At 60.3% G+C, this 26,576-nt stretch carries 26 protein-coding genes; 5 read left to right on the top strand and 21 right to left on the bottom strand.

Annotated features, from left to right (window positions below):
• Window positions 1-47: 47 nt before the first annotated feature.
• From ACIOWL_RS11105 to ACIOWL_RS11080, 6 genes are all read right to left on the bottom strand, one after another.
• Window positions 48-1,061 (bottom strand): pseudouridine synthase, encoded by a 1,014-nt coding sequence (locus tag ACIOWL_RS11105; protein ID WP_400385123.1) that lies wholly within the window; start codon window positions 1,059-1,061, stop codon window positions 48-50.
• A gap of 48 nt (window positions 1,062-1,109) precedes the next feature.
• On the bottom strand, window positions 1,110-1,937 hold the full coding sequence (locus ACIOWL_RS11100; protein ID WP_400384734.1) for a DNA-formamidopyrimidine glycosylase family protein: 828 nt from the start codon (window positions 1,935-1,937) through the stop codon (window positions 1,110-1,112).
• A 24-nt stretch (window positions 1,938-1,961) separates the two neighbouring features.
• Window positions 1,962-6,626, bottom strand: a complete 4,665-nt coding sequence (locus tag ACIOWL_RS11095; protein ID WP_400384732.1) for an ATP-dependent helicase — start codon at window positions 6,624-6,626, stop codon at window positions 1,962-1,964.
• 36 nt (window positions 6,627-6,662) lie between these two features.
• The gene (locus ACIOWL_RS11090) at window positions 6,663-6,968 is read right to left on the bottom strand and encodes a transcriptional regulator (RefSeq protein WP_400384730.1); all 306 of its coding nucleotides are present in this window, start codon (window positions 6,966-6,968) and stop codon (window positions 6,663-6,665) included.
• Entirely contained in the window at window positions 6,952-7,425 is a 474-nt protein-coding gene (locus tag ACIOWL_RS11085) for a hypothetical protein (RefSeq protein WP_400384728.1), read from the bottom strand. Before ACIOWL_RS11085 ends, ACIOWL_RS11090 begins: the two co-directional genes overlap by 17 nt.
• 61 nt (window positions 7,426-7,486) lie before the next feature.
• Window positions 7,487-7,945, bottom strand: a complete 459-nt coding sequence (locus ACIOWL_RS11080) for a 23S rRNA (pseudouridine(1915)-N(3))-methyltransferase RlmH (protein ID WP_400384726.1) — start codon at window positions 7,943-7,945, stop codon at window positions 7,487-7,489.
• 127 nt (window positions 7,946-8,072) lie between these two features.
• Here ACIOWL_RS11080 and ACIOWL_RS11075 point away from each other — a divergent pair, with 127 nt between their 5' ends.
• A complete protein-coding gene (locus tag ACIOWL_RS11075) occupies window positions 8,073-8,708 on the top strand; it encodes a phosphatase PAP2 family protein (RefSeq protein ID WP_400384724.1) in 636 nt (211 codons plus the stop codon).
• Window positions 8,709-8,725: 17 nt separating this feature from the next.
• On the opposite strand, the gene ACIOWL_RS11070 is transcribed toward ACIOWL_RS11075, so the two are convergent.
• From ACIOWL_RS11070 to ACIOWL_RS11045, 6 genes are all read right to left on the bottom strand, one after another.
• Window positions 8,726-9,700 carry a D-2-hydroxyacid dehydrogenase family protein gene (locus ACIOWL_RS11070; protein WP_400384722.1) on the bottom strand — a complete coding sequence of 325 codons (975 nt, stop codon included), beginning with the start codon at window positions 9,698-9,700 and terminating at the stop codon, window positions 8,726-8,728.
• Between the two features lie 124 nt (window positions 9,701-9,824).
• Complete coding sequence (locus ACIOWL_RS11065) at window positions 9,825-11,108, bottom strand: LCP family protein (protein WP_400384721.1); 1,284 nt, start codon at window positions 11,106-11,108, stop codon at window positions 9,825-9,827.
• A gap of 268 nt (window positions 11,109-11,376) precedes the next feature.
• A complete protein-coding gene (locus ACIOWL_RS11060) occupies window positions 11,377-12,270 on the bottom strand; it encodes a LysR family transcriptional regulator (protein WP_400384719.1) in 894 nt (297 codons plus the stop codon).
• 467 nt (window positions 12,271-12,737) lie between these two features.
• On the bottom strand, window positions 12,738-13,508 hold the full coding sequence (locus tag ACIOWL_RS11055; protein ID WP_400384717.1) for a hypothetical protein: 771 nt from the start codon (window positions 13,506-13,508) through the stop codon (window positions 12,738-12,740).
• Window positions 13,505-14,401 carry an ATP-binding cassette domain-containing protein gene (locus ACIOWL_RS11050; protein WP_400384715.1) on the bottom strand — a complete coding sequence of 299 codons (897 nt, stop codon included), beginning with the start codon at window positions 14,399-14,401 and terminating at the stop codon, window positions 13,505-13,507. The genes ACIOWL_RS11055 and ACIOWL_RS11050 overlap by 4 nt, the downstream gene beginning before the upstream one ends.
• Before the next feature lie 23 nt (window positions 14,402-14,424).
• Complete coding sequence (locus ACIOWL_RS11045; RefSeq protein ID WP_400384713.1) at window positions 14,425-14,811, bottom strand: hypothetical protein; 387 nt, start codon at window positions 14,809-14,811, stop codon at window positions 14,425-14,427.
• 214 nt (window positions 14,812-15,025) lie between these two features.
• Between ACIOWL_RS11045 and ACIOWL_RS11040 the strand changes: the two genes are divergently transcribed.
• Window positions 15,026-16,306: a hypothetical protein gene (locus ACIOWL_RS11040; protein ID WP_400384711.1), complete on the top strand. Its 1,281-nt coding sequence runs from the start codon at window positions 15,026-15,028 to the stop codon at window positions 16,304-16,306.
• On the opposite strand, the gene ACIOWL_RS11035 is transcribed toward ACIOWL_RS11040, so the two are convergent.
• Window positions 16,261-16,512, bottom strand: a complete 252-nt coding sequence (locus ACIOWL_RS11035; protein WP_400385120.1) for a hypothetical protein — start codon at window positions 16,510-16,512, stop codon at window positions 16,261-16,263. The two genes, ACIOWL_RS11040 and ACIOWL_RS11035, sit on opposite strands and share 46 nt — an antisense overlap.
• Window positions 16,513-16,700: 188 nt before the next feature.
• Between ACIOWL_RS11035 and ACIOWL_RS11030 the strand changes: the two genes are divergently transcribed.
• Both ACIOWL_RS11030 and ACIOWL_RS11025 read left to right on the top strand, forming a co-directional pair.
• Window positions 16,701-17,237: a hypothetical protein gene (locus ACIOWL_RS11030; RefSeq protein ID WP_400384709.1), complete on the top strand. Its 537-nt coding sequence runs from the start codon at window positions 16,701-16,703 to the stop codon at window positions 17,235-17,237.
• Window positions 17,238-17,311: 74 nt separating this feature from the next.
• Window positions 17,312-18,070 carry a nucleotidyl transferase AbiEii/AbiGii toxin family protein gene (locus ACIOWL_RS11025; RefSeq protein WP_400384707.1) on the top strand — a complete coding sequence of 253 codons (759 nt, stop codon included), beginning with the start codon at window positions 17,312-17,314 and terminating at the stop codon, window positions 18,068-18,070.
• Between the two features lie 77 nt (window positions 18,071-18,147).
• Here ACIOWL_RS11025 and pcaC read toward each other — a convergent pair whose 3' ends face one another.
• From pcaC to ACIOWL_RS10990, 7 genes are all read right to left on the bottom strand, one after another.
• A complete protein-coding gene (pcaC, locus tag ACIOWL_RS11020) occupies window positions 18,148-18,549 on the bottom strand; it encodes a 4-carboxymuconolactone decarboxylase (RefSeq protein WP_400384705.1) in 402 nt (133 codons plus the stop codon).
• Between the two features lie 15 nt (window positions 18,550-18,564).
• Window positions 18,565-19,362, bottom strand: coding sequence for an alpha/beta fold hydrolase (locus tag ACIOWL_RS11015; protein WP_400384703.1), 798 nt, complete (start codon window positions 19,360-19,362; stop codon window positions 18,565-18,567).
• Window positions 19,344-20,750 (bottom strand): lyase family protein, encoded by a 1,407-nt coding sequence (locus ACIOWL_RS11010; RefSeq protein ID WP_400384701.1) that lies wholly within the window; start codon window positions 20,748-20,750, stop codon window positions 19,344-19,346. Before ACIOWL_RS11010 ends, ACIOWL_RS11015 begins: the two co-directional genes overlap by 19 nt.
• 127 nt (window positions 20,751-20,877) lie before the next feature.
• Window positions 20,878-21,456: a protocatechuate 3,4-dioxygenase subunit alpha gene (gene pcaG, locus ACIOWL_RS11005; RefSeq protein ID WP_400384699.1), complete on the bottom strand. Its 579-nt coding sequence runs from the start codon at window positions 21,454-21,456 to the stop codon at window positions 20,878-20,880.
• A complete protein-coding gene (gene pcaH / locus ACIOWL_RS11000) occupies window positions 21,457-22,206 on the bottom strand; it encodes a protocatechuate 3,4-dioxygenase subunit beta (RefSeq protein WP_400385117.1) in 750 nt (249 codons plus the stop codon).
• Window positions 22,207-22,339: 133 nt separating this feature from the next.
• Window positions 22,340-23,536, bottom strand: coding sequence for a 4-hydroxybenzoate 3-monooxygenase (locus ACIOWL_RS10995; protein ID WP_400384697.1), 1,197 nt, complete (start codon window positions 23,534-23,536; stop codon window positions 22,340-22,342).
• 160 nt (window positions 23,537-23,696) lie between these two features.
• The gene (locus tag ACIOWL_RS10990) at window positions 23,697-24,914 is read right to left on the bottom strand and encodes an MFS transporter (protein WP_400384695.1); all 1,218 of its coding nucleotides are present in this window, start codon (window positions 24,912-24,914) and stop codon (window positions 23,697-23,699) included.
• A gap of 81 nt (window positions 24,915-24,995) precedes the next feature.
• Here ACIOWL_RS10990 and ACIOWL_RS10985 point away from each other — a divergent pair, with 81 nt between their 5' ends.
• On the top strand, window positions 24,996-25,880 hold the full coding sequence (locus ACIOWL_RS10985; protein ID WP_400384693.1) for a LysR family transcriptional regulator: 885 nt from the start codon (window positions 24,996-24,998) through the stop codon (window positions 25,878-25,880).
• 103 nt (window positions 25,881-25,983) lie between these two features.
• Here ACIOWL_RS10985 and ACIOWL_RS10980 read toward each other — a convergent pair whose 3' ends face one another.
• Complete coding sequence (locus tag ACIOWL_RS10980; RefSeq protein WP_400384691.1) at window positions 25,984-26,451, bottom strand: MarR family winged helix-turn-helix transcriptional regulator; 468 nt, start codon at window positions 26,449-26,451, stop codon at window positions 25,984-25,986.
• Between the last annotated feature and the right edge of the window lie 125 nt (window positions 26,452-26,576).

Raw genomic sequence — 26,576 nt, 5'->3', positions numbered from 1 at the left:
TCGGTGAGCAACAGCCTAGGATAAATGCGCCAATTTGAGAAGAGTTTTCAGGCTCCTGGCGCCTCGCGCAGGTTTTGTGACGAACTGAAACTCCGCGCTTGGCCCGTGAGCGGGTCGATAAACGAAATACTGTGCGCCAGCAGCTGCAACGGCCGGTTGTAGTCATCCGGGGCCAGGTCCCACAACCGCGGGTAAAACGCATCATTGATGATTCCCAGGCCCAGCGAAGCCAGGTGGATGCGCAGCTGATGGGTTTTGCCCGAATGCGGTTCCAGATCCATCAGGGCCACTTCGGTCCCGGCATGAAAACCTGTGCTGCGGCCGATCGATTCAACGTTGATTAACGTCTGCGCGTTCGGTGCGCCCTCCTGCACCACCGAACGCAGCTGGCCCTTGACCTTGGACATCCGATTTTCGTAGGTCATTGGCATATCGTCCAACAAAAGGCGCAGTTGCTCGGGGGTGCGCACCACCTCGGGTTTCCCGTCGGCTTGAAGCACTCGACCGGTTTCAAGCCCGTCGCCGGGGCTCAGCGCCACCACTGCCTTGTAGCGTTTGCTGATTTCACGACGCTCAAACAGCATCTGATAGGCGCCACGGGTCGCAGGATTAACCGCGAAGAGGATCACCCCGGCGGTGGCCCGGTCCAGCCGGTGCATGGGAACCAGGTCATCGATTCCGGTTTGATTACGCAACCGCACCAGCGCTGATTCTTGGATGAATTTTCCTCCCGGGGTGGTGGGCAGGAAATGCGGTTTGTCCACCACCAGCAGGTGTTCATCTTGATGCAGGATGGGTGCCTGGAAGGGGATCGGGGCTTCCTTGGGCAAGGATCGGTAATACCAGATGAACTCGTGTTCCCCGAGGGCGGTTTGTCGGCTCAGCGCTACACCGCCCAGACCCACAATCTCTCCCTCATCGAAACGACGCAGGATACCCTCGGGGTCCACATGCCCAAAACGGTCCAGCAGGTAGTCGGCTACGGTGCTCCACGGCCCGGTGCGCGGCAGGTGCAGACGGGTGGCATTGACGCCGTTGCGGACGGGAAGGGGAGAAACCATGACCATGGCTCCCATTCTTTCATCTTTACAAGCTGGCCATGGCCGCTGCTAGTTCGCGGCCGATTGGCAGTGCGGGCAGAAGAAGCAGTCTCGTTGCAACTCCGAATCCTGGGCGGCGATCCGCAGAACCTCAACCTTGGCGCCGCAGCGCAGGCAGGGTTTGCCGGTGCGCCCGTACACCCAATAGGGTTCACGGGTGCGGGCCAGGCCGGTGGTCACGCGACGGCCGCGGTCCTTGTTGACGACCAGCAACCGGTGCGCCATCTCGATGACCTTCTCAAGCTGCACAATGTCTCCCACCGCGGTTAGCGGGTGCAAGCGGGTGAGGAAAAGGATTTCACTGCGGTAAATGTTCCCCACCCCGGCCATCAGCCGCTGGTCCAGCAACGCCTCGCCGATCCCACGGTGCGGATGGTCCCGGAAGTTCGCGGCGGCTTGGACTGCATCCCAGTTCGCGCCGAGCAGATCCGGTCCCAGGTGGCCGACGAGGTCCGCTTCTTCGGCGGTGGGAACGAGCTTGACCTGGGCGATGTCGAAGCCGACCGCAGTGAGATCCGCGAAGGCGAGCAGGACACGGACGGTGTTTGCCGGGCGCCTGAATCGTTCACCGGGACGATAGAGATCCCAGCGGCCTTCCATCAGCAGGTGCGAGTGCAGGGTCAACGGCGGTTGGCTGAAGTCCGGGTCCGGGGTCAGCGGGGGCTGCAACCTCATGAGCAGGTGTTTTCCCCGGGGAACCACTTCGGCCACCGCGTAGCCGGACAGGTCAACCGTGGCCAATGAGGGAACACGGAAATCCGAGCGCAGCAGGGTTTGTCCAGCCAGCGCGCGATGCAGCGTGGCAGTTGCCCGATAAACCGAGTCGCCTTCCGGCATCAGAGATCTCCTTTCGGCTCCAGGCTAACGCCTGAAACGGATACCTTGCGGGGTTGAATAAAATCCTGCACCCAGCAGCGCGGCCGCCACCGGATGCTCCTGCACCGGGGTTCCGTTGACGGTGGCGATGGCGATCTTCTCCACCGTGGCTTGGCGCAGCACGGCAACCAGTTTGGCTGCAAGCAGGTTCCAGGCTTCGGTGCCGGGCTCACAGAAGGCCAGCACGGTGCGTCCGCCGCGTTCCAGATACAACACCAGCTCGCCATCCAGCAGTCCCACAATGGCCCCGGCCTTGCGCCCCGGCCGGTGCCCGGTTTGGGTCGGTGGCCAAGGCAACGCCGCCCCATAGGGATTCGCCGGGTCGGTTGACGCCAGCACCACGGCTTCCGGCTGGCGACGCGGATCATCGGGAAGCTGGAAGGTCCGCAGCCTGTCGATGGTGTTTGAGGTGGAAAATTGGGCGGCGCCCAGCTTTTCAATGAAGTAGCCGCGTCGGCTATGCCCGGCCTCCTCCAGCTTGGACAGTACCCGGTACAACGCGCCGAAGCCTCCGGGCACTGCCTCGGCGGCAACCGACCCGCGGGTCAGCACCCCGTACCGTTCAAGCATGATTTCGGCGGTGGCATGAGCGTAGATGGTGGGGTCCTGCACCGGTTCGGGCAGCAGCGACCAGCGTGCCGAACCCCGGGTGCTCACCACCGGGCCGCCGGCCTGTTCGCGGGCAAGGCGGCTGAGGCCGGAGAGCCGGTTCAGCCGCGCGGCCCGGGCCCGTGGCGCAGGTTTGGCAATTTTGTGCGCCGTGCTTCCGCCGGCCAGGTAACCGCGCACCGGCGCCAGGGTATCGGGTGAGATGAACCCGGCCCAGAACAGCTGCCAGCAGGCTTCGGTAATCTCATCTTCGCGCGGTGCACGTTCCTCGGTCTGCTGGAGCCGAGCGGCGATTTCCTGCACGAAGTAGGCCCCGGTGGGCTCGAAGGCCGCCAACACCCGGCGCGCCAGCGCGTCCAAGGATGCCGGATCCGGGGTCGGCAGGCTCAATGTTGCGTGTTCTGCGGTGTGCAGCGACAACCAGCCGTCCTTGCCGCCCGCCGCCCCGGCGCCGCAGACCAGCACGTCCCCGGAACTGGTCACCTCGTCCAGCCAAGCGGATTGATAACCGGGAAGCCTAGCGGGCAAGACAAAGGACTCGAGGGCGGACGCGGGAATCTGGGCCCCTGCCAGCTGCATCACCACCTCGTACACGCCGTTGCTTCCCTCCAAGCGGGACCCGACTTGTTGCCATGCCGGAAGGAATCGCGCGAAGGCAGGCTGGTCGACCGGCTCCACCTCGGCGCGCAGGGCCGCCAGCGAGCGGGTGCGGATGGTGCGCAGCACCTGGACATCGCAGTATTCATCCCCGCTGATGCCTTCCGGGATGAGCTCAACCGGGCGGAAGGCACCCAGTGAGAGGCGCCCGGCATGCGCCAATTGATCCAGCACCGGGCGCAGCACCGCAACACCCAAACCCAGGACCCCGGCAATCTCGGTGACTGTAAACGGGGCATGGGTGCGGGCGTAACGGGAGACCAGGTCCTCGACGGGGGCGGCCGCGGGTTCCAGAAAGGCGGCCGGAATGCCGGTGGGCAGCGGGGTGCCCAGCGCATCACGCAGTCTGGCGGCGTCCTCAATGGCGGCATAGGCCAGCTGGCCGGCCAGCCGCAGGGTGAAGGCACGCCGTGTCGCGACCAGGGATTCGGCGTGGGTGCGGGCAACCGCCGGATCAAGGGACTGCTGTTCGTCCAGCGGGTCACGCAGGCGGGCGGCCAGCTGCTCGGCGGTTAATGGTCCGAGCAGGCGCAACAGGTCGGCTGCTCCCTCCATCCCGGCAAACCGCCGATTTGCCTCAAGATGCTGCAGTTGGCGTTCTAACTGGGCGATGACCTGGGAATCCAAGATCTCCCGGACGTCATTGCGGCCCAGCAGCTCACCGAGCAATACCGGGTCGAGGCTCAGCGCGGCGGCGCGCCGCTCGGCCAGCGGGGCGTCGGATTCGTAGAGGAACTGCGCCACGTAGCCGAAGAGCAATGATTGCGCGAAGGGCGAGGGCAGCTGCGTGGTGACTTCCACCATCCGGATGGCGCGCGAGGAGATGCGGGACAGGATCTGGCGCAGCGCCGGAAGGTCGTACACGTCGTTCAGGCACTCGCGCACGGTTTCCAAGATGATCGGAAAATCCGGGTAGTTGCGGGCGACATCCAGCAGTTGGCTGGCCCGCTGGCGCTGTTGCCACAGCGGGGTGCGTTTGGTCGGGTTGATCCGCGGCAGCAACAGGGCGCGGGCGGCGCATTCACGGAAGCGGGAAGCGAACAGCGCGGAGTTGGCGACCTGGCCGGTGACCACATCGAGAATCTCATCGGCCTCGAAGGCAAAAAGCTCCGCGCCCGGCGGCTGGTCGTCCATGGCGGGGATACGCAAAACAATCCCGTCATCGGCCGCCATTGCCGAGGCATCCAAACCCCAGCGTTCACGGACCCGCGCGCCGACGGCCAGCGCCCAGGGGGCGTGCACCGCCAGGCCGAAGGGCGAATGCAGGATGACACGCCAGTCGCCGAGCTCGTCGTGGAAACGTTCAACCACAAAATTCTGGTGGTTGGGCACCTGCCCGGTGGCCTGGCGCTGCTCCTCCAGATAGTTCAACAGGTTCTGGGAGGCAAAGGGATCCAGCCCGGAAGCTTCCAGCACCTGTGAGGCATCGGTGCGTTCGCGGGCGAGGAGACCGGTGGTGAATTCTCCCAGCGCGGCTCCCAGCTCCACCGGCCGGCCAAGCCCGTCGCCGTGCCAGAACGGCAGTTTGCCGGGTTGGCCGAATGCCGGGGTGACCAGCACCCGGTCGTGGGTGATGTCCTCGATCCGCCAGCTGGTGGCACCCAGGGCGAACACGTCCCCGACCCGGGACTCGTACACCATCTCTTCATCCAGCTCGCCGACGCGTTTGGGGGCTTTGTCATCTTCCGACCCCGCGAGGAAGACCCCGAACAATCCGCGGTCCGGAATGGTCCCGCCGGAAATGACCGCCAGCCGCTGCGCTCCAGGGCGTGCGGAGAGGATACCCGCGTCGCGGTCCCACACCATCCGCGGTTTCAGCGTTGCGAATTCATCCGATGGGTACTTGCCGGCCAACATGTCCAGTGTTGCCACAAATACGCTGCGGGGCAGCTGCTGGTAGGGCGCGGCCTTTCGCACCGTGTCGAACCAGGCTTCCACGTCCAGGTCCTCAAGAGCCACCGCGGCCAGGGTCTGCTGGGCAAGCACATCCAACGGGTTGGCGGGGATGACCATCTTTTCAATTTCGCCCTGGCGCATTCGCGTGACCACCAGCGCCGTGGAGAGCAGGTCTGCGCGGTGTTTGGGGAAAAAGATCCCTTGGGAAACCGAGCCGACCTGGTGGCCGGCGCGGCCCACTCGTTGCAACCCGGAGGACACCGAGTTGGGGGATTCAACCTGGATCACCAGGTCCACCAGCCCCATATCGATTCCCAGTTCCAGGGAACTGGTGGCTACCACCGCGCGCAGCCGGCCAAGCTTGAGGTCCTCTTCAATCTGGGCGCGCGAATCCTTGGATACCGAGCCGTGGTGGGCTCGGGCAAGCAGCGGCGCCTCGGGATTGGCGGCTTGGGTGGAACCGGCCTGCGCCATCATCACCGCCGGGGTGGAGGAAAGCGGGTTCTGAACCGCGAAACCCTCGCGCTCGGCGTAGATCTCATTCAGCCTGCCGGTGAGCCGTTCGGCCAGGCGCCGGGAGTTGGCGAAGATGATGGTCGAGTGATTGGCCAGCACCAAATCCACCAGCTGGTTTTCCACGTGCGGCCAGATGCTGGCCGACGCGGCGGGGGAGGAGCCTGGTCCCAGATCATGTGCGGCGGCCGCGGAGGGCAGATCGGTCATGTCTTCGACCGGGACCTGCACCTGCAGATCCCACTGCTTGGTTGATTCCGGGCGCACGGTATTCACCGGGGCTGAACCGGCCAAAAACCGTGCGACCTCTTCGGGCGGCTCGACGGTGGCTGACAGGCCGATACGCTGAGCCGGTGTGCTCAGCAAGCTGTCCAATCGTTCTAGGGACAGCGCTAGGTGGGTGCCGCGTTTGGTGCTGGCGATCGCGTGGATCTCATCGATGATGACGGTGTGCACCTCGGTGAGGGTGCTGCGGGCCTGGCTGGTCAACATCAGGTAGAGCGACTCGGGTGTGGTGATCAGGATGTCCGGCGGATTACGCAGAAGCTGGCGACGCTCGTTGGTGGGGGTATCACCCGAGCGGACCCCCACGGTGACAGATGGTTGCGAGAGCCCGAGGTCGTGGGCGGTGGCGCGGATCCCGGCCAGCGGTGAGCGCAGGTTGCGCTCCACGTCCACACCCAGGGCTTTGAGCGGGGAGATGTACAGCACCTTGGTGCCGGTGCCGGTTGGATGATCGGTATTCTGCTCCAGCCCGGGAAGCGCCGGAGCCTCAAGCTCTGCATGGTGCAGCCGATCCAGCGCCCAGAGGAATGCGGCCAGGGTTTTGCCCGATCCGGTCGGGGCAATCACCAGCGTATGGTTTCCGTCGGAAATAGACTCCCAGGCTCCGGTCTGAGCGGTGGTTGGCGCGGTAAAAACGTCGGTGAACCACTTTTGGGTGGCGACACCGAACCGGGACAAAACATCACTCATGGAATTGATCCTACGTTCTGAGACCGACGGGTGGGATCAACCTTCGCCAGCGGTGATTTCCCGCAAGGCGGCAACGTGGCCCACGTAGGCTGTACGGCCGGCCTCGGTGAGGCTGACCCGCAGATGGCTGTGTCCCCGTTTGGCGAAACGTTCAACCCGGACATACTCCGCGTCGGCCAATTGCTTGATGTGTTTGCTCAGCACCGAATCGGCCACCCCCAGATTCTGCTTGAGCAGCGAAAAATCCGCCCACTGCACCGGGGCGAGGCTTGCGCAAATGCGTAGCCGCAGTGGTGCATGGATCAGTTCGTCGAACCGTGCCTGGTCAGAGGGATTGTCCATGGCTGTCCTCGACTCGGAACTTGTTGTAGGAATCGCGGAGTTTTGCCAACAGGAACATTGCGGCGATGAAGGTCACGACGATTTTTGCGATGAGTTCGTCCACCTGGCTTGCATCCCAGAATCGCAGGCAGTTCACCAGCAGGATGGTGAGGAAAAAGTAGCCCGTATAGGAGCTGGCGTAGAGGTCGGCCGAATTCACCAGGGAGCGTGAACGCGCCCGGTTGCGTTTCCACAGCCAGTACCACACAGCCAGCGGCGCATAGAGCAGCAAGAGCCAGAACCCCTGGGGCGGGTAGGCCTGGATAAGGGTCAGGCAGATGGAACTCAGTGCCGCAATACACGTAAATAATCCGCGCGGACTGTCGCTGGCGCGGACCATCTGGGAGGAGTCCTGGCTGATCGATTCCAGTAACTGTAAAGCGTCTTGGCGGTCGGGTTGGGCTTTGCGAGATTTCATGGTTACTCACTTTCCGTTACGGAAAGTCTTTAGTTTCCATGACGGAAAGTCAAGGGGTGGGCTAAATATGGTGATATTTCCCGCCGGCAAGGATGTCTTGCGCACGGTAAAGCTGCTCGGTGAGGATCAGGCGGACCAGCTGATGCGGGAAAACCAGCTTTGACAGGGACCATGCGAAATCAGCGCGGGCATGAACCGAGGCATCGACCCCGTAGGCGCCTCCGATGATGATCACGACGTTGCGCGAGGCATCGATGGGGGTGCGCAGCGTATTGGCCAGTGCGGGGGAGTCTACGTTTTTGCCGCGTTCATCGAGCAGCACCACAAAATCGCGGTCATCAATTTTGCTCAGGATCCGCACCGATTCTTCGGCGCGGGCGGCCTCGTTTTCACGAGAAGAGTGGGGCAGCAACTGCCACGAGAGATTAAAGGGCTTCTTCAGTCGCTTTTCGTAGCGGGAAATTCCTTCATCCACCCACGATTCATGTTTTTTACCTACGGCCAACACCTTGATAGTCATGTTCCCATTCTCCCGCAAGCAACGGGACAAGGTATCCATAGTTCAGTTGACTACGATGGAAGGCATGCGATCATCTTGGTTTTTCCGTCCTGGGCAACGTTCCCGAACGGCGCAGATATTGTGGATCGTGTTCGGACTGATTGTGGTGATGTTCTATTTCACCCGTCGCGTGATTGTTTCGGTGCGGGTTGGAGGCTGGGCGCGAGATGTCGACGCGCCGGTCTACCAGTGGGTGCTAGAACATCAAACGCCGTTTTGGCATGCGGTGTCTTACGGCTTGTATCTGTGGGGTTCGACGCCGGGCATGTTGATCACCATGGCGGTCTTGGCAACGCTGTTGTGCTGGTGGGTTCGAAACCTGTGGCCGTTGGCCACAATTGCCTTCACCGCGCTCGGCTCCGTCCTCATTACCGTGATTCTCAAAGCCTCGCTGAGTGTGCAACGACCAGATGGGGTACCCGGTGGTCCCGCACCGCCGCAGTCTTTCTCGTTCCCCAGTGGGCATACACTCAATGCCGCGGCGCTGCTCGGCATTGCGGCCTATCTTTCGGTGGTTTACGGGTTGCGCCGGTATGCCTACCTGATCGGCAGCATCACCGCCCTGTTTGTGTTGGCGATGGGCGCCTCCCGCATCTACATTGGCCACCACTGGGTCTCGGACGTGATGGTTGGGCTGGTGATCGGTGCTAGCTGGGGCGCAGTGGTTGCAATCTTGCACTACTACTTTGTCCCGCTGGGACAAAGAATAAAGCCGCTCAGCTAGCACGAAACACGGTCAGCCTAGGCCTGGAGCACATTGATCGGTGAGCCGCTGGCCCACGCACGGATGTCTTCCACTGCATCGCTGAAAAAGATCTCAAACTGTTCCGCGGTGACGTACCCGATGTGCGGGGTGGCGATGACTCCGCGGGTGTTGGTCAGCCGGTCTGCCTCGGGCAAGGGCTCGACATCAAATACGTCCACGGCTGCCAGGTAGAGCTGCTGGTTTTCCAAGGCCTGGATCAAGTCCTCGGTCCGGACGATCTTGCTGCGGGAAGTGTTCACAAAAATCGCATCGGGTTTCATCCAGGCGAACTGGGTGGCGCCAATGAGGTCAGTGCTGCGCTCCGAAAGTTTCAGGTGCACCGAAAGCACGTCGCTGCTGGCAAAAAGCTCTTGCTCGGAAGCGAGTTCAACTCCGACTTCCTCGGCGCGTTCAGCGGTGAGGTTTTGGCTGTAGGCAATGACCCGCATACCGAAGGCCAACCCAACTTTGGCTACGCGTGAGCCGAGGTTTCCTAAACCGTAAACACCCAAGGTCTTACCTGACAGCCCGGTGCCGAGGGTGCTTTGCCAACCACTGGGATGGGCGAGGGGCCGTTCGGCAGAAAACAGCTCGACATCGAGCCTGCGCGCAGCGGCCAAGATCAGGGCCCAGGTGTGTTCGGCAGCGTCGGTGGCCTTGTAACCGGTGTGGCTGACCACAATGCCGTGCTTTTTGGCCGCGTCAAGATCTATGGATCCGTTGCGTCGTCCCGTGGTGACCAACAACTTCAGGTTGGGCAAGGCAGCCAACCGCGACGCAGGAAAAGGTGTACGTTCGCGCATCGCCACGATGACATCAAATGGCTGCAGAGCCTCTATTACCGCTGCGTCTTCGTGACCTAGATGCTCTGTAAACACGGTGATCTGGGCACCTAATTGGTCTGCGAGCGAGTCAAAGTCCGCCAAGGACCGGGCAATGTCATGGTAATCATCAAGCAGGGCAATTCGCATGCTTTTATCCTAGAACGCCGCCCTGCAGCGAACACAAAGATCTAGTTAACTTGTTGCAGATTTCTGATCTTCAGATCTTGTTTTCTGACACACCATCCTTGGACGAGTAACCGCAGCGGCTTGCCTAACCGCACAGGCTTTGATTCGCATTGCGGCTGGTCGCCTTAACTTCTTTCTCCGGCGTCTTGACCAACGAAAGATAATCCTGGCCCAGGATCAACTGTGTTGTCTCGACGTCGCTTGCAACAGGTTTGATCTTGAGCTCAAGCGCTTGTGCGAGGGCAGTTGCAAACTTCTGGGCATCGACATCATCGGGAATGAGAAGCTGAGTTTTATCTGCTGCGGTGGCCGCAGTTGTGATCGAAGAATTAGTGAACCCCTGGTCCGCGGCGCTTTGAGCAAATTGGGCGGCCAGCCCATTGACCCTAGCCCCATTAACAATGGTGAATGGCAAGGTTGCGTCCGGGCTTGAAGCCTCGGCAGTGTCTTCGGTGGGTTTGTCAGTTGTCAGCTTCACCGGGTTGCCTTGGGCAATTCGGTCAAAAATGACATACGCATCTTCGGAGGGGACCACCCGGTTGGGGTTCTCGGGAGCCGGTTGATTCGGCATCGTCATGAAGGTGATTTGATCTGTCGGGACGGCTTGCACCCGGGCTGCCAATGATGTCAGATCAGCGATTGAACTGAGGCCGCGGTCCACGGTCATCGAGGAAGTAGTGGCATCAAGGAAGGAATACAGCCGGTCTGGCCGAGACAGGACTTCCTTGCTGGTTGCGCGCTGCACGATTGCTGACATCACCATTTGTTGATTCCCGAGCCTGGCGATGTCGCTTCCATCCCCAATGGCATGCCGGGTGCGGGCCAAGGCGAGTGCGTCGTACCCACCCAGGGTTTGCTGCCCGGCCGGGAGATCAAGTTTTGCCTTGGAATCGACAAGGGGAGTAGCGAGGCAGACCTTGATTCCGTCCATGGCATCCACAATGGAAATGAATCCTTCGAAATCAAGCATGATGAAGTGGTTCACGTGTACATCCGTGAGCGCTTCCACTGCGGCAACTGAACATGCCGGCCCATAATTGAGCGCAGAATTGATCATTCCACGGCCACCGGCGTAGGCTCCGGAGCCGGTATCTTCACAGGCGGGAAGCTGTATCACGGTATCGCGAGGAATCTGCACTGCGTCAATTCGTTGATTGTCCGCGCTCAGATGCACCAGGAGCATTGAATCACTACGTTGCGTCCCGGTGTTCGTGCCGAAACTGGCCGACTCGGAATCTCGACTGTCGGATCCCAACACCAGGATGTTCACACCCTTGCTCGAGTCGGGGACATCGACCTCGGAGACCCTGATTTCGGAGGTAGTGATGTTTCCTTGCAGGCGTGCAACCAGTAGTCCGACACCTGCCACGAGCGAAAGAACAAGAACGATGGCCGTGAGGCCAACCCAGCGTTTCCACGACCTTGTGGGTCGCCGATGGGCAGATCTTTGCTTCCGCGGCGTCCCCAGAGTCATGTGTGTCCTTGCCCAACGTGAGATTTAAATAGCTACTCCAGCTGAACACGGTGTGAGAGTCCATTTCCAATAGACTGGACGCGCGGATTCATGCACTGAACGCATAGAAGTTTGAATCAACGCCGTAAATAAAGGGAACCTATGCATCGTCGAGACCCAAGTCTCAAAGATTTTCAAGGAAAACTCTCAGCGCGGGATTCCTGATTTCCGCCTCCCGGTAGAAAACACCCAATTTTCTGGTGGCCAAGTGGTCCAATTGAAGCTGCCTGCCCCCAGATACACTCGCCGTGTTGGCTAAGGGCTCGGGAACGAAGGTGATACCGCCAATGGCAACACTGAGATTCACCAACGCGTCTCGTTGCGTTGTGGTAATTATCCGTGGAGCAGTTGCATGGAAGCGCCGATAGACCTCGTCGGTAATTTTCCGTATCGAGGTTCCTTGCGGAAGGGTCACCAACGTTAACGAATTCAGTGCCTCAACCGTTAGCTCGCCGCCCGATGCAAGATCCATGTCTTGTGCGACGACCGCCGCAAACTTTTGCTCACCGATGGAACGGCTGAGCAGATCGGATGGGATCTGATGGTTCACACCGAACGCAAGGTCAACTCGGTTCAGGCGCAACGATTCGACGAGTTCCTCGTGGTCTTCGACGCTGATGATTTCTAAACGGATACCGGGATGCTGACGATGGAATTCGCCCAAATACGCCGGCATCACACCGGCAACCAATGAAGGCAGTCCGGCAATACGCAGCGAACCAGTGATCAATGAACGTTTGTTGAATGCCACGGTACCGATCGCCGCAACTTCTCTTAGCGCGCGGCGTGCGGATGGGACGATACTCCGTCCGATATCGGTGAGCGCCATTTCACGGCCGACAGGTTCGAAGACCGGAAGGGCCAACGACTGTTCGAGTGCGTGGATACGTCGGGAAAGCGATGACTGGGAGATCCCGAGGACTTCTGCGGCCGCGGTGAACGATCCATGATCCACAATCGCAATAACTGCCTCTAACTGCGGCAGCGAAACGCTTCCCTGCAGGGGATCTCGACCCATGTGTTCCGGAGCCTCTCAGTGTTCTCGAAAACCTTGCCGTGAAGATCCAATCGTACGTGACCAAATTCGTTTACCAGATGACCGAGGAAGGTTGTCTCGCGGGTTGATGTGCCAGAACCAATACATTACCGCAGGCTCCTTTAGCTAGGACTATTGGAAATGATGGTCAACCTTTCCGCGGACTCTGCGGAGGCTATCGCTACCTGTCAAGGATGGAGAGAACCGGGAAACCTCATCGAAGTGGCGTGTCCCCGCAGCTATTGAACTGTGCAATGTTCGGGGACATTGGTTGTCGTCATGGTTTGGTCGGTGATGGGGAAACCGTCCGTCCTGTCTTTTGGGTGCGCTGGGGGAAGCCTCTTGTGAATTCATGTCCGACGAGGCACTTGTGAAATTCTCTGGACCTCAATTCACAGATGTCAGTTTCGGGCAACGAAACGTTTCACAGCCATTGGACTCCGAGGCGGTTAGTGCGGCTCCGCATGTCTCATGCGAAGGAAACCGATGGCAAAGGGCAAGATCACCCACAGGGCAAACGAGGACAGCGCGGCAACAGGGCTTCCATCACCAATCAGGGAATTGGACATTGAAGATGTTTGGAAGAATGGGCCGATTCCACCTGGCAGTAACAACAGCAAATTGTCGATGAGCAAGACTTGGATAATCACGACGACAATCGACAGCGGGGTTGATAACAAGGCCGAGCCCAATGCCGCACCGCTGAGCGCTCCAGCAAAGGAGAGCACGACCAGCATGGAGAGAACCTCCATGGATCCTTGCGCCGTCCACGACAGCCTAAAGGCAGCGGCTAGACCGAGGCTAACCGCTAATCCCGTCAAGATGAACGCTGCGCAGAGAGCTACACCGATGAGCACGGAGGAAAGGAGTTTTGCTAGGAAGATTCGATGCCGTCGCGGCTCCAGTGTCAGAATCATCAGCATGTCTCGATGCTGCCAATCCGAGGTGTAGATCAATATTCCGAGAATCGGGGTTCCCAAAGCGGCGCAAAGGGTAAACGCCATCATGACAACGGAAAAGGACAGCTCGGATTCTTTCTGGGGAATAAGCACCCAACACATTCCCAGAGACAGCAGCAGCCCGACACCCAACATGCTCCACAGCACCGACTGCCCGGACCGGACCGTGGTCAGTTTTTGAAATTCCAGTCCCACCAAGCGGGCTAGCGACGGCCGAGAAACAACGGATGATTGCCGTTCTTGTATTTCCGTGGTTCTCATAGGTCTATTACTTCCGTCCGATCAACGCTGTATTCACCCTGTGTCAGGCGCAGGTACGCTTCCTCTAGCTGATGTTCCTGCTGCGCTCCCAGTGAGGTAATTAGGATCCTGTGCTCCATGGCCAGCTGAGCTACCTGCCGGTTGCTGGCCTGAACTTTGAGCCACCCGGGAGCTGCATGATCCGCAACGGAGTACCCATGAGCCCGCAATAGAGCTGCAAGTCTCTCAGGTTCATCGGCCTCGACATTAACCTGTTCGTTCGGGTTGTTAAGGTCCGACAAGGCGGATTCCGTCGCAATGCTGCCGCGGTCGATGATCACCACACGATGCGCATAGGATTGCAGCTCCTGTAGGAGATGGCTGGAAACCAGTACGCTTCCTCCGTCTTGAGCGTATTTGGTCAACAAGCCACGTAGCCAGCTGATGGATTCGATGTCCAAACCGTTCACCGGCTCATCTAGGATCAGGCACTGAGGGCGGCCAAGGATCGCAATCCCCAGCCCGACTCGCTGGCGCATCCCCAGTGAAAGGGACTTGAATCGTCGTTTAGTGACTGACCCCAGGCCCATCTGTTCAATAACTTCATCACGGCGTCCGTTGCTGACACCGAGCATGCCTGCTGCAAGGCTGAAGCTGTCCCGGACATTTCGGCCCGGGTGCCGAGCAGCCGCATCAAGCAGCGAACCGATTCTGGCTCCCGGGTTCGGCAGGTCGGCGTACTGAACACCGTCGAAAAGGATCGTCCCGGAGTCAGGCGTTCCCAGCCCCAGGATCATTCGCATTAACGTGGATTTGCCCGAACCATTGGGTCCTAGGAGGCCGGTAATTTGGCCAGCTGGTATTGAGCAGGAGATGTCCTTGAGGATATGCGCTTTGCCATAGTGTTTGGACACCGACGAGACCTGTATATGCATACTTATTCAACGCCCTTGGGAATACGGTGATCAACCAGTGCACCAACAACTGAACCAATAAGAACTATGGCCGCTGCGGCAACAAGCATCAGAATGCTGAACAGCGGGTTTGACTCAGTGGAGGTGACTAAAGCTGTGATCACCCTGCCAAGAATCAGCAGTACCGAGGTCGCAACGGCAAAGGTGATAATCCAGAATCCCTTAGAAATGGCTTGCCCTTTGGCGAAAGATTCGGAGTACCTTTTCTCCGGACCGAAAAGTTCAAGGGGTGTGCTTCGCGCTGCCATGGACTGCGCACGAACTTCGCGAAGGGTTCGCGCCACGGCATCCTCAGGCATACGGCGCCAGCGAAGCTGATAGGCCAAGTTCTTAACGTATTCATCGTTCATGGGGGCAGTGATTCTCTTCATCTGGTAGTTGGTTCATGAGCGCGGGGAAATTCCTCCAGTTTTCCTGCGCCGCAATCGGGTGACAGCCCAATCCCTTCAGGTTCATTTGCTCCGTTGTCGAGGTGACCTGATCTCAACTCAATAATCGGCTAGGTGGCTTTTAGCTATCTGCTTGGTCTTTTATCCACTAGAGCTATGCGTAGATTGTAATTTGATGTATATCAAAAAGTCGCAAATATTTCTTTGCCGGTCGGAGTATCGTATGAGCAGGTCGTCAAAACCAAGCTCAGGTTTTCGTCGAGAATTGATGCGGCTTGAACAAGTAGCGTCACGGAGAATGACGAGGAGAAGCGCCCTGATGGATTTTGCGCAGAAGTTGGTGCACGGACGCAGGGGGCGGCGAGCACTGGCCTTTCTGTCCACCGCGGGTGATTCGCCCGCCGCCAAGTTTTTGAGGCACAAGATTTTTGAAGCGTCACATCGGATTGAATTTGAGCGATCAGACCCGGCTACAAGATTCACTGTGGGTGCCAAATCTTCAGCACCAGAGGCACCGCTGACCGATGAATCTTGGTGGCAATCTAGGGAGCGAATTGCGCAGTTGTTCGCTGACTTCAGATTCGATGGTGTGCTGGACACTGAGGTGTTGCGCAGTGCTTTGGTCGAGACCGTGGAATCGGCGATGTACTGGCAAGCCGCCGACGGGCAGGACACGCTTTACGCGGATCCTTTGCTGAGTAAAGCAATGAGCGGGATCGCCGAGCAGGTCGCTTCGATGGGAGGCTACGCGGGGTGGGGAACGCAAGCTGCTGCTAGCGCGCAATGGATGGTCTCGTGGCGTGGAGAAGACTCTGAAGGCACCTGGCAACCGGGGATGGAACCTGCAAACTCCCAACTGAAGGAATGGAAGACGCGGGTCCATCAGGACGAACTGCGGCATCGGAAGAATCTGACAAGCGAAATGTCCGACGTAATGAGCAACTCGTGGTGGTCTACTCCGCCCGGCGGGCTGTATCGAAGCTATTCGCGACCGGTAGGTTTGGCACCCTTGGGGTTGGATTGTGTGGAAGACGGCTTGGGGTGGAAACAAGCAACAATCCAACGGTTGGAAATCGCGCAGAGCAAGCCGGTCTTCGAGATCTCAGAACCGGATGATTGGGCGAATCTTTGCCAGCGCTATCCTTTAGATGTCAGTGGCACCATGCGTGGATGTTGGTGCGAAACCACCGGTCGTGATGGTCAATGGGTCCAACCTGACTGGTTATCGGTCGCACAGGACTATGACGGTGTTCACCTGAGCCTAGGTGCCTACCTGTCCGGCGCTGGTGAGGGCATCCCGGTTGGTCCTACCGTGGCCACAGTTGTTGCGGGGTGGAATCCGGATGAAACATTCTGGTTCACCGACGCCGTCAAACCAGTAGGTGCGGCCGAAGCTTGGGAAGTTTTCGATTACAGCGCACATGAGCAATGGCGGCGCAGCGGCGAAGACCGATGAAGCGCAGTCGCTGGGTTTAGCGGTATCAAACCGGTGCGTGGTTCGCCTGTAAGCAGTGAGTCACGCACCGGTCGCCAGCACCAAAGGCTAGTTTGCCTTGTATTCGGCGAACACCTTTTTGCCGATTTGAAGGCGACGTTGGCCGCCGGAACCGAGCAGTAGATCGCCGACTGCAGGAATACCTCTTTGATCTCATCCGGGGTCATACCGTTGCGCAGGGTCACGAGCAGTGAAGGCCGAAACTCGTCGGAAGTGGTGTTCGCGTCGGCTTTCAAACGTCCTGACCCTCGATTTTCCTAGAGGGCAACAAACCGGTGTTAAGTGAGAGGCTACGAGGCTGTCTGGGCAAACCAAATCCGTGTCAATTTTATACCGATAACGGTATAGTAATGACATGAAACGAAGCTACCGATCCGTTTTGCGAGAGATCGCCTACGACAATCATGGCTACGTGACGGTAGGCGATGCGATGGATGCTGGCGTACCAGCAGCGGAGCTGCCGAAACTTGCAGCCAGAGGCGGGTTGGAGCACTCTGGCTACCGACTTTATCGGTTCACCGATATTCCTCCCGGTGAACATCAGCAGTTCGCAGAAGCTACCTTGCGTGTCGGGGACGGTTCGCACCTACGCGGAGAATCCGTTCTTGCTCTGCTCGGTTTGGCAGACGTGAATCCACGCAAGATAACCGTGGGGACACCACAACGAATCCGTAGAAACTTACCCACTTTCATCGATCTTGTCCGTTCTCCGGCTGATACCACAGTGAGCAGCTACCACGGAATACGATCCCAAACGGTTGCCGAGGCACTCCTAGAATGCCGTGGGCGAATTCCCGCATCGCGTCTGCACGATGCGGCTGCTCACGCTCGCGCGGAGGGTTTGCTCACCACCGCGGAATGGCGACTTGTGCGTACGGAGCTGTCCACATGAGCTATCGAGCTCCACCAGCCAGCCTCATTGCACTCAATCACCGGTTGAGAAACCTTACAGGCGAAGAGCTGCTCGTGACCCGACGCCGAACCTCCATGGCTTTGGTTATTGTCGGCCAGTTGCTTCCCGAATGTTCTGTTAAAGGCGGAAGCGCGATGGCGCTGCGCTACGGCGCCCAGACCCGGTTCACCAAAGACCTGGACGCGGCACGCACTAGTGGGTTGTCGAAATTTCGAAGCGACTTCGAAGAACGCCTGCTCGAAGGATGGGAAGGATTCACCGGTCGTTTGGTAGAGAAAAAGGCACCTAGGCCCGCAGGAGTTCCAACCGCCTACGTGATGAAGCCCTTCGAGATCAAAATCTCGTACAAGGGCAAAGCATGGTGCACCGTGTCATTCGAACTAGGCCACAATGAAATTGGGGACGCTGAAAACCCGGAGCCGATTCTTGCGCAAGATCTTGCCGACCTGTTCACGTCTCTGGGGTTCCCAGCTCCTTCTCCTGTCCCCGTTGTGCCCGTGGTGCATCAGGTGGCACAGAAAATCCATGCCTCTACGGCCCCCGGCAGCGAGCGTGCCAGAGACCTAGTTGACTTGCAGCTTTTAGGAAACCGCGAGCAGCTGGACCTTAGGCAAATCAAAACAACATGTCTGCGCCTATTCGATTACCGTAACACCCACCTCTGGCCTCCAACCGTGGTTGAAGGACCAGACTGGCAGACGCTGTATGCTGAAGCCGCTCAAGGGCTTGACGTGGCTCATGACGTTGACTCCGCGATCGTGTGGGTTAATGCCCTAATCGTCAGCATCGACCGCGCCGTCACAACCGCCTAGAAACGCTCAGCTGCCTGAATATTCGATAGTGCTACGTAGGCGCAACCGCATTTGGAGCTTGCCGCAGTTCGCTGAACTTAGGACTGCTCCTCGTATTCGGCGAGCACCTTTTTGCCGATTTTGAAAGCGACATTGGCCGCCGGAACCGAGCAGTAGATCGCCGACTGCAGGAATACCTCTTTGATCTCATCCGGGGTCATGCCGTTGCGCAGGGCCGCGTGCACATGCATTTCCAGCTCTTCCCAGTAGCCGCCGGCGATCATCGCGGTCAGCGTGATGGCGCTGCGGGTGACGCGAGGCAGCCCATCGCGGGTCCAGATGGTGCCCCACGCAAAACGGGTAATCATTTCCTGGAATTCATCGGTGAACTCGTTGGAGCTGCTGGTCGCCCTATCTACGTGCTCGTTGCCGAGCACTTCCCGGCGCACGGCCATGCCGGCGTCGTAGGTGTCCCCGGGCAGTCGTTGTGAGTCAGTCATAAAAATCTGGCCTTCCTAGTTGGCGGAGAAAAAATCGGCAAGGAGCGCGGCGGTGGCCTGCGGATCTTCGGCCGGGGCCAGATGGGCCACGGTGTCAATGATGGCAAAGCCGGCATTTTGCGCATGCTGGGCAATGAACTCGGCGTCGGCCGGCGGGCAGACCTGATCCTGCGCGCCGTTGATGACCAGCAGCGGATCACGCAGCTCGGGCAGCTGCTCGCGCAGGTCGAACCCGGCTAACGCGCCGCAGGCATGGGCGTAGGAGAAACGGTCCGCATCCTGCAGGTTATGCAGCAAGTTGGTGGAGGTGACAGCGTCCTTCTCAATGAACCCGGGGGCGAACCAACGCTGCGCGGAACCGACCACCATGGTCGGGGTGCCAGCTGAAGCTACCAGTTCGGCGCGTTCGTTCCACCCTTTGGGGGTGCCAATTTTGGCCGCGGAGCACACCACGGACAGGGCATCGAAAACCCCGGCATGATCATGCGCCAGCTGCAGGGCGGTGGCCCCGCCGATGGACACCCCGGCGTAGTAGAGCTTGGCGCCTGGCGCGATGACCCCGTCGGTCCGCAGGGCGGCGATCATGGTGATCACGCCCTGGGCCAGTTCGGCCATGCTGAAAGCCTCGGTGGAGGGGCTGCTGGCGCCGTGGCCTGGCAGGTCCCACGCCACCAGCTGGAAGTGATCCTTCAGGTACGGCACGGCCGGACCCCACAGGTGCAGCGAGGAGGTTCCCAGCGAAGGGCCGAGGATCAGCGTTGGCAGTTCGGAGTTCTGCTGCAGCAGGGAGGGGGTTAGTTGCGGGATTGCCATGATTCCTTCCAATTGGTGTAGTCGGCCAGTACGGCATCGGTGAAGCGGATGGCTGAGCCGAGATAACCGGCAGGGTCCAGCAGGTTATCGAGCTGGGCATCGGTGAGCTGGTCGTGGGGGATTTCCGCACGCAGCAGCTCGCGCAACGATACCCCGTCGGACAGCGAACGGAGCACCAGCTGTTGGATGGCCGGTTTTCCGCCGGTGACAACCGGAGCAAGCACGGTCGCCAGGCGTTCGGAGAGCACCGCGTCCCCGCCGAGTCGCAGGTTGCGGTCCAAGGCTGCGGTATTCACCTGCAGTCCGACGGCTAGCACCGCTGCCTGTTCGGCGGCTCCGACGGCCAGGCGTAGCAGTTCACGCAGGGCGGGCCACTCGGCATGCCAGCCGCCGTCGGGGCGTTCGTCAACCGCGGTACCCGCGGCGGTGAACAGGGTGGAAAGCAGGCCAGGGGCGCTGAAAGCGGCGTTGCGCAGCAGCACCGAACGCACCGGGTTCTGTTTTTGCGGCATGGCCGAGCTGCCGCCCTTGCCGGCCTCGCGGGGTTCGTTCAGCTCGGCAATTTCGGGGCGGGACGCGGTGAGCACATCCGCGCCGAAGGTCCCCAGCGCGGCAATCACACCGGCCAGGGCGCTGCCGGCTTGCACTATCGGCTGGCGGTTGGTGTGCCACGGCAGCTGCGGGTCATGCAGCGACAACTCGGTGGCGAGCGCTGAACTCAGCGCGGCGCTGGTGCGATCCTCCGCCCGGTGATCGGCCAGGAACTGGTCCAGCGAGGCAAGCGTGCCCACGGCCCCGCCCCATTGCAGCGGCAGGCTCTCGGCCACAAGTCCCAGCTGGCGTTCGGCGGCGAGCAGGGAACTGAGCCAGGCGGCGGCCTTGTATCCGAACGTGGTGGGCAGCGCGTGCTGGGTCAGCGAACGCGCAATGCACACGGTGTCCCGGTGCTCCAGGGCCAGGCCGGCCAATCCTTGCGCGGCGGTGCGCAGGTTTTCACGCAGCGCGAGGATCCCGCGCCGCAAGACCAGCACCAGTGCGGTGTCGATGATGTCCTGGCTGGTGGCTCCGCGGTGCAGGCTGCGCCCGGCTGAGGCCGGGGCGCCATCGGCCGCCAGCTGGGCGCGCATCATGCCCAGCAACGGGATCAGTGCGTTGGCCCCGTCGGGGGTTTTGGATGCGAGTTCGGATAGGTCATACCGCGCCGCCTGGGACACGGCGGCGACAGCCTCCGCCTCCTGCTCCGGGCATAACCCGGCGGCCGCCTGCACCCGAACCCACGCCGCTTCGGTGTCCAGCATTGCCTGCACAAACGCCGTATCGGAAGCCAACTCGGCGGCTTGGCCTCCGGCCCAGGTGGGGGACAGGATTCCGTAGTCCACGCCTGTCATCAATGCTCCTCAATTCGCTCAAAAAAGTATCTGGCCCGTGAAACGGGCAAGACCCCGCTTGGGTGAAATGCCCGCAGCCACGTGGTGCCTGATGGAATTTCACCCTAGCGGGGTTGACCAGCCGGTATCAGCTTTCGCGCGGGTAGGACAAGAACACGGTCTCGCCCTCACCCTGCAGGCGAATGTCCAAACGCAGCGAACCGTCCTCTTCGCGGGTGGCGATCAGGGTCTGGCGGCGTTCCTCGGACAGCGAGGCCAGCAGCGGGTCGTTGGCTAGCGCTTGGGTGTCCTCCGGCAGGTAGATGCGCGTGAACAAGCGGTTGAGCAGGCCGCGGGCGAACACCGTCAGCATGATGAACGGTGCCTTGCCCGGCTCGGTAGCCCCGGGATTCACGGTGGTGAAGGTGTAGTGCCCCACGTTGTCCACCGCCACGCGGCCCCAGCCGGTGAAGGTGTAGCCGTCGCGAACCAGCGAGCCGTCACGGGAGACGACATTGCCGTTCTCGTCCGCCTGCCAGATCTCCAGCAGCGCGTCGGGAATGACCTCGCCCTTGCCGTCGTACACCACGCCGTGCAGGCGCACCGAGTTGGGGTTTGCCTGGTTGACCAGTTCGCCGCCCTTCTCGAAAGGCAGGGCGTAACCGTAGAACGGGCCGATGGTCTGCCCCGGGGTCGGGGTGAGCTTCAGTTCAGGTGCCTGTTTCATTTAGTGCTCCTCCTCTTCGTCTTCCATCCAGGTGCGGTTGCTGCCGGTGAGCACAATGTCCCAGTTGTAGCCGGTGGCCCATTCGTGGCTGGTGATCGAGTGGTCGTAGGTGGCGACCAGGCGGTCGCGTGCCTGCTGATCGGTGATTGCCTGGTAGATCGGATCCAGGGCGAACAGTGGGTCGCCCGGGAAATACATCTGGGTGATCATCCGCTGGGTGAAATCGGTGCCGAACAGCGAGAAGTGGATGTGCGCCGGACGCCAGGCGTTGTGGTGGTTCTTCCACGGGTACGGTGCCGGCTTGATGGTGGTGAACGAGTACTCGCCGTTGGGTCCGGTGATTGCGCGGCCCACCCCGGTGAAGTTCGGATCGATCGGTGCCGGGTGCTGGTCGCGCTTGTGCACATAGCGGCCGGCGGCATTGGCCTGCCAGATTTCGATCAGCTGGTTGGATACGGGGCGGCCGTCGCCGTCCAGCACCCGCCCGGCCACCACAATGCGCTCGCCGATTGGCTCGCCGTTGTGCTGGATGGTCAAATCCGACTCCAGCACGTGCACATCACGCTGTCCGAAGGCCGGAGCGTACAGTTCGATGGTCTCCGGGTCGGTGTGGTGCAGGTCCTTGGTGGGGTGGCGCAACAGCGAGGAGCGGTACGGCGCGAAGTCCACCCGAGGCTGGGTTTCGGCCTTGGCGCCGGCCAACACCTGCTGGCGGTAGGACTCGTGGATCTCAGTGATCTCCGCGGTCATTTGCTCCTGGGTCGCGGTGGAGGCGGCCGGGTCCAGGACGTGGGCATTTTCGAAGGGCTCGTCCGGGGCGGTCTGGGTGCTCACGGTTAGGCTCCTTTCGGTGTGTGGTGGGTGTGGTGGGGTACTTCAGGGATTAAGCGTGGGGCCAGCCGGTGTAGGACTCGGCCAGGTACTGCTGTCCGTACCGGGAGGAGGTCACGGTATCCAGTTCTCCCAGCGCGCGCTGGGTCATGAACGGATCGGCGTTCACCGGGGTGTGCAGCATGGAGGTCATCCAGTAGGAGAAGTTCTGTGCCTTCCAGACCCGCTTCAAGGCGAGGTCCGAGTAGCCGCCGAGCAGCTTGTCGCTGCCGGTGGAGAAGAACGAGTCGAGTGCCTCAAAAAGCACCTTGACATCAGCGAACGCCAGGTTCAGTCCCTTGGCTCCGGTGGGTGGCACGGTGTGTCCAGCATCCCCGATCAAAAACATCCGTCCGTGGGACAGCGGCTGGCGCACAAATGAGCGGAATCCCAGCACGGTTTTATCAAAGATCGGTCCGGTCTTCAGCTCGAAGCCGTCCGGCCCGGCAACACGTTTTTGCAGTTCGCTCCAGATGCGGTCTTCGCTCCAGTCATCCACGTTTTCGTTGGGATCGCACTGGAAGTACATCCGCTGCACGTTCTCGCTGCGCTGGGAAATCAGCGCGAAACCATCTGGCGAATTCGCGTAGATCAGTTCGGCCGAGGATTTTGGCGCTTCGGTGAGGATGCCGAACCACGCGAACGGGTAGCTGACCTTGAAGTCCTCGCGGACGGTGTCCGGCATCTGGCGGCGGGCGAACGAACGCGAGCCGTCGGCGCCGACGATCACGTCTGCGTGCACCTCGAAGAGTGTGCCCTCGGCATCGGTGAAACGGAACTTGGGGGTGCTGGTCTGCATGTCCAGGATTTCGGTGACCTCGCAGTTGAAGCGCACGTCGCCGTTGTCACGGGCGCGGGCCGCGGCAAGGTCCACAAACACTTCGTTCTGCGCGTAGAGGGTGACCGTGGCATCCACGAGCTCGCGGAAATCCAGCGGGTGGGACTCGCCATTGAAACGCAGGTCGATGCCTGCATGCTCGTCACCAAGGGTCAGCACTCGCCCATCAACACCTGAATCGGTGAGCATGCTGACCGCCTGGGATTCCAGGATGCCGGCGCGGTGGGTGTTGCGGATGGTCTCATGGTCGCGCATTTCGACCACGATGTTCTCAATACCCGATTTTGAAAGCAGGTGGGAGAGCATCAGGCCGGCGGGGCCGCCGCCGATGATGCCGACTTTGGTTTTGAGAATACGTGCTGCCTGCGTCATGAGTTTCCTTCGAGATGTGGCCATGTGTGGTGGGTGAAGGACGAGTTGCTCTGCCCGCCCGTCAACATGGACGCCGACTTGAATCTTCTACAGCATGACGGTGTTGTGGTTCACACTTCTTGTTCGTTCTTATTGAATGAGAATAATGATCGTGAGGTGCTCAGCGGCTTGCGCGTACGGAGAGCAGGGCTGTCAGCGCAAGCAAAAGCAGCAGCAATGCCCCGAACCCCAGTACCGCTGGAACCAGTGGGATTACCAGCATGAGCGCCCCAAGCATCAGCACCGGCAGCGACATTCCGAGGTAGCCGGCCAGAAAAATTCCGGCAATCACCTCTCCACGCTGCTCGGGTGACGAGATTCCAATCGCGGTGCCCAGACCGGCCTTGAAGGCGATACCCGAGCCAGAGCCAGCAACCACGCCGCCGAGCAACAGCAGCGGCATCGAGGCAAACAAGATTCCACCGGTGACCAGAACCAGGCCGAGGCCTAGGGTGAGCAGTCCCGAGCGGATCTGGGTTGTCAGCGCCCAGCGCGAGGAGAACATCTGCATCACCGCGGCCGACGCGAACACCACAAAGGTGACACCGCCGGCCACGGCTAGCGAGGTGATACCCAGGGTGCCCCGGATGAGCACCGGGGCCAACGAACTGAAGAGGCCGAACATTCCGAAGCTCACAAAGGCCATCATTGCCGCCGCGGCGAAGCTTCCCCGGTGTTCGCGAGGTACCGAAATGCGTTGCAGGCGATATTCCCACCTGTCGCTGACGCTTACCGTTTCTGGCGTGCGCAAAAGCAGCGCCAGGCTCAAGAGGAGTAGGAAAGCGAACACCAGGTAGGTCAATTGCAGCGGCGCAGGAGCGAACTGAGCCAGCAGTCCGGAGATCAACGGCCCCAACCCCAGGCCGCCAATGTTCGCGGCGGTCGCGGTAATCTCGGCGCGTTTCAATCCGGCGCCCGGACGTGCGACGGTGTGCAGTTCGGTGAGGTAGGCGGTGGCGGTGGCTGTCAGCATGCCAACACCCATGCCGGAGACCAAGCGTGCGGTCAGCAGCCCCGGCAGATCCGGGAAGAAGATGAAAATTGCGGCGGAGATCAAAATCAATCCGACCGACGGCAACAATAATCGGCGGCGCCCCACCCGGTCGGATAAATGCCCGATCGTGATCAGGGTGGACAGGACACCCAAGGCGTAGGTGGCGAAGATCAGGGTGATGGTGAACGCGCTGAATCCCGAGCGCTGTTGGTAGAGCGCATACAGGGGTGTTGGCGCGGTGGCGAAGGCCATGGAGGTCAGGAACGCGAAGGTGACGATCCAGAAACTGCGCCCATGAAGTGCACGGTTTTTGCTCTTGATGGGTGGGGCGGAAGTGATGCTCATGTCTTCAGTATCGGAGGATTATCAGATCAGATCCAACGATATTTATTGATCAAATGCATCAAGGATTGTGATAATGGATTTATGCAGATCACCCAGATCGAGTATTTTCTTGCCGTTGCCCAGCAGCTGAGTTTCACCCGCGGGGCGCAGTCGCTGCACGTGGTGCAGTCGGCGGTGTCTGCGGGCATCAAGCAACTCGAGCAAGATCTTGGAGCGGAGCTATTTGTGCGGCAGGGGCGCTCAATCCGGCTCTCTCCGGCTGGTGAGGCCTTGTTGCCCCGGGCGCAGGCGATCCTCGGTGAGGTTCAAGCCGCGAGGGATGCGGTAGATGCGGTGCGCGGAACGGTGTCTGGCACCGTAGAGCTGGGAACCTTGTCCTATTTGGGGCCGCTGGATATGTCGCGGGTGCTGGTGCGTATTCACCGCGAGCACCCGGGGGTGGTGGTGAGGCTGAGGCAAACGGTGCAGGGGACCCGTAGCTCCTTGGCTGGGCTGCTGGACGGTTCCTTGGACTTGGCGTTGTTATCGGTCGCGGAAAACTCGGTCCCAAACCTCAAGGTTCATCAATTCCACGTGGAACCAATGGTTTTTGTTGTTCCGTCTGCCCACCGCCTGGCTGGCCGAAAACGTATCAACTTGGCCGAAGTTGCTGGCGAAGAATACGTGGATTTTCCCCAAGGGTGGGGAAATCGTGTCACCGTGGACGCCGCTTTCGCCGCGCAGGGCCTGCAACGCATCGTGCGGACCGAGGTGGTTTATCTTGAATTTGCGTTAAATCTTGTCCGGCAGGGCCTAGGGGTTGCCTTCTTGCCGCAATCGACCGTGACCCGTGGCGGGGACGAGGGGATCTGGAGCATTCCGGTGTCCCTTGAATGGAAAATTCAGCTCGCCCACTCCACCGCGCGTCCGCTGACGGCCGCGGAAACCGTACTGATGCGCGCGATCCTGGAGGATGTGCAGCCCTGAGGGTAGGTCGATAAAACTTGGTGAACTGGGGTGCCGGGTTTCGCAGGCTCCACCCCATTTGCTGCTGATGCGATGTTTCCCAAGCTCGTGTTTGGAACTGGGTCTAGGCGTCGAAAGCGATACGCGTGAGCAAGTCCCGCAGGGTCTCGCGCTCGGCGGCGCTGAGTGCCTTGAGCGAGACTTCTTCTGCCTCGCCTGTCGCTTTGCGCGCCTGGGTGTACAGATCCTGACCCGCCGGGGTTCCGGCAATCACCTTGGTGCGTCGATCGTTCGGCGACGTGACACGTTCAACCAGGCCGCGGGATTCCAGCTGGTCCACCAGCGGGACAATCTGGCTGGGGTCCAAGGACAAAAACTCCGCCAATTCACGCTGGGTAGGCGCCAAATCGCTGCAGGCCAGAGACAACACCGAATACGAGCGGACCTTCAAGCCCAGCGGTGCTAGCAGCAGATTGGCGCGGGTGCTGCCCTGCGAGCGCATCCGTGCGGTGAGAAACTCGATTTCTCCAGCCAATTCGCTGTGTGCGAGTCGCTGTACGGGGGTCAGGGTGACGGAGTTTTTTGTATCCACGGATAGAACCTCATCTGTTAGTGAAAAAATCAATCGTTGACTTTTTTAAGTATTCAAGATTTTATGTATCTAGGAAAGGTTCCCACGTCTCGCATCATGGGGCAATCAGGGAGCCGCATAAATCG

The organism is Glutamicibacter sp. NPDC087344 (assembly GCF_044744225.1).
In the GTDB taxonomy this organism is placed as follows: Bacteria; Actinomycetota; Actinomycetes; order Actinomycetales; family Micrococcaceae; genus Glutamicibacter.
The sequence above is the reverse complement of the archived record's forward strand: the minus strand, read 5'-3'. Positions and strand labels throughout refer to the sequence as shown.

What these genes read in the sequence shown, in the direction of transcription:
- ACIOWL_RS11105 (WP_400385123.1), bottom strand. Translation starts at nt 1,061, where the DNA reads ATGGTTTCTCCCCTTCCCGTCCGCAACGGCGTCAATGCCACCCGTCTG.
- ACIOWL_RS11100 (WP_400384734.1), bottom strand. Translation starts at nt 1,937, where the DNA reads ATGCCGGAAGGCGACTCGGTTTATCGGGCAACTGCCACGCTGCATCGC.
- ACIOWL_RS11095 (WP_400384732.1), bottom strand. Translation starts at nt 6,626, where the DNA reads ATGAGTGATGTTTTGTCCCGGTTCGGTGTCGCCACCCAAAAGTGGTTC.
- ACIOWL_RS11090 (WP_400384730.1), bottom strand. Translation starts at nt 6,968, where the DNA reads ATGGACAATCCCTCTGACCAGGCACGGTTCGACGAACTGATCCATGCA.
- ACIOWL_RS11085 (WP_400384728.1), bottom strand. Translation starts at nt 7,425, where the DNA reads ATGAAATCTCGCAAAGCCCAACCCGACCGCCAAGACGCTTTACAGTTA.
- ACIOWL_RS11080 (WP_400384726.1), bottom strand. Translation starts at nt 7,945, where the DNA reads ATGACTATCAAGGTGTTGGCCGTAGGTAAAAAACATGAATCGTGGGTG.
- ACIOWL_RS11070 (WP_400384722.1), bottom strand. Translation starts at nt 9,700, where the DNA reads ATGCGAATTGCCCTGCTTGATGATTACCATGACATTGCCCGGTCCTTG.
- ACIOWL_RS11060 (WP_400384719.1), bottom strand. Translation starts at nt 12,270, where the DNA reads ATGGGTCGAGATCCCCTGCAGGGAAGCGTTTCGCTGCCGCAGTTAGAG.
- ACIOWL_RS11055 (WP_400384717.1), bottom strand. Translation starts at nt 13,508, where the DNA reads ATGAGAACCACGGAAATACAAGAACGGCAATCATCCGTTGTTTCTCGG.
- ACIOWL_RS11045 (WP_400384713.1), bottom strand. Translation starts at nt 14,811, where the DNA reads ATGAACGATGAATACGTTAAGAACTTGGCCTATCAGCTTCGCTGGCGC.
- ACIOWL_RS11040 (WP_400384711.1), top strand. Translation starts at nt 15,026, where the DNA reads ATGTATATCAAAAAGTCGCAAATATTTCTTTGCCGGTCGGAGTATCGT.
- ACIOWL_RS11035 (WP_400385120.1), bottom strand. Translation starts at nt 16,512, where the DNA reads ATGACCCCGGATGAGATCAAAGAGGTATTCCTGCAGTCGGCGATCTAC.
- ACIOWL_RS11030 (WP_400384709.1), top strand. Translation starts at nt 16,701, where the DNA reads ATGAAACGAAGCTACCGATCCGTTTTGCGAGAGATCGCCTACGACAAT.
- pcaC (WP_400384705.1), bottom strand. Translation starts at nt 18,549, where the DNA reads ATGACTGACTCACAACGACTGCCCGGGGACACCTACGACGCCGGCATG.
- ACIOWL_RS11015 (WP_400384703.1), bottom strand. Translation starts at nt 19,362, where the DNA reads ATGGCAATCCCGCAACTAACCCCCTCCCTGCTGCAGCAGAACTCCGAA.
- ACIOWL_RS11010 (WP_400384701.1), bottom strand. Translation starts at nt 20,750, where the DNA reads ATGACAGGCGTGGACTACGGAATCCTGTCCCCCACCTGGGCCGGAGGC.
- pcaG (WP_400384699.1), bottom strand. Translation starts at nt 21,456, where the DNA reads ATGAAACAGGCACCTGAACTGAAGCTCACCCCGACCCCGGGGCAGACC.
- pcaH (WP_400385117.1), bottom strand. Translation starts at nt 22,206, where the DNA reads ATGACCGCGGAGATCACTGAGATCCACGAGTCCTACCGCCAGCAGGTG.
- ACIOWL_RS10995 (WP_400384697.1), bottom strand. Translation starts at nt 23,536, where the DNA reads ATGACGCAGGCAGCACGTATTCTCAAAACCAAAGTCGGCATCATCGGC.
- ACIOWL_RS10990 (WP_400384695.1), bottom strand. Translation starts at nt 24,914, where the DNA reads ATGAGCATCACTTCCGCCCCACCCATCAAGAGCAAAAACCGTGCACTT.
- ACIOWL_RS10985 (WP_400384693.1), top strand. Translation starts at nt 24,996, where the DNA reads ATGCAGATCACCCAGATCGAGTATTTTCTTGCCGTTGCCCAGCAGCTG.